Annotated in this window: 1 protein-coding gene; it reads left to right on the top strand. The window is 51.6% G+C overall.

Annotated elements, in window-relative coordinates; translation table 11 throughout:
- Positions 1-1,278 (top strand): IS3 family transposase gene (locus PsAD5_RS18010; protein WP_153041402.1). Its coding sequence is split into 2 segments (ribosomal slippage), with 1,279 coding nucleotides annotated over them: positions 1-263 and positions 263-1,278; the frame shifts between segments, so codons are not numbered across the junction. This gene is flagged as partial in the annotation.
- Positions 1,279-1,352 lie beyond the last annotated feature (74 nt).

Raw genomic sequence — 1,352 nt, 5'->3', positions numbered from 1 at the left:
GCGCTATTCCACTGAAGACAAGATCCGCATCGTACTCGCAGGACTACGTGGTGAGGACAGCATTGCTGAACTGTGTCGTCAAGAAGGTATCTCGCAGGGACTTTATTACAGTTGGTCAAAAGAGTTTCTGGAAGCTGGCAAGAAGCGGCTTGCTGGTGATACTGCCCGCCAGGCCAGCACCGGTGAGGTCAAGCAGCGACGCAAAGAGGCGCGAGACCTTAAGGAAGTTGTCGCCGAGCAGGCTCTGGAACTGCGGCTTCTTAAAAAAAGCGTTCTCGAGGATGGGGGAGACGACGAATGAGGTACCCCGCTCACGAGAAGCTGGAGATTATCCGGCTGGTTGAAGGATCTCATCAACCAATCAAACGCACCTTGGAGCTTCTAGGCATTCCGCGCTCTACGTTCTACACTTGGTATGATCGCTATCTGGAAGGCGGTGTTGACGCGCTGGAGGATCGGGTTTCACGTCCCTCAAAAGTATGGAACCGTATTCCCGATGAGATCAGAGAGCAGATTATTGAACTGGCGCTAGAAGAACCAGATCTATCACCACGAGAGCTCGCGGTTCACTTTATAGACACGAAAGGCTATTTTGTTTCAGAGGCTTCTGTTTACAGGCTGCTGAAGGCGCAGGACCTGATTACATCTCCAGCCTATGTGGTCATCAAGGCTGCTGATGAGTTCAAGGATAAGACCACAGCACCGAACCTGCAGTGGCAAACTGATTTTACCTATTTCAAGATCATCGGCTGGGGTTGGTTTTATCTCTCAACCGTGCTCGACGACTATTCCCGCTACATCATTGCCTGGAAGCTGTGCACCACGATGAAAGCCAAGGATGTCACCGACACCCTTCAACTGGCACTCGATGCCTCGGGCTGTGAACAACCCACCGTGCTGCATCGTCCACGCCTACTTTCTGACAATGGCAGCTCTTACGTGTCGTCGGATTTGGCCGATTGGCTGGAGACAAAGGGCATGAAGCATGTGCGCGGAGCGCCGTATCATCCGCAAACCCAAGGTAAGATCGAGCGCTGGCACCAGACCATGAAGAACCGCATTCTGCTCGAAAACTATTACATGTCAGAGGACTTGGAAGCACAGATCGGCCACTTTGTCGATTACTACAACAATCACCGCTATCACGAGAGCATTGGCAATGTGACGCCAGCCGACGCCTATTGCGGGAGGGATAAAAAGATCCAGCAACACAGGCAAATGATTAAACGCAGAACTATTCAAAACCGACGCTTGCGCTACCACGCACAAGCCGCTTAACATCAACACGCAATTGGGCCAGACACTCCACTAATCGAAAGCCAATTTTGTCCAACTATCTTTGACGACGGACA

This window comes from Pseudovibrio sp. Ad5 (assembly GCF_001623095.1).
Lineage (GTDB): Bacteria > Pseudomonadota > Alphaproteobacteria > Rhizobiales > Stappiaceae > Pseudovibrio.
This window is presented reverse-complemented; position numbering and strand designations above follow the sequence as displayed.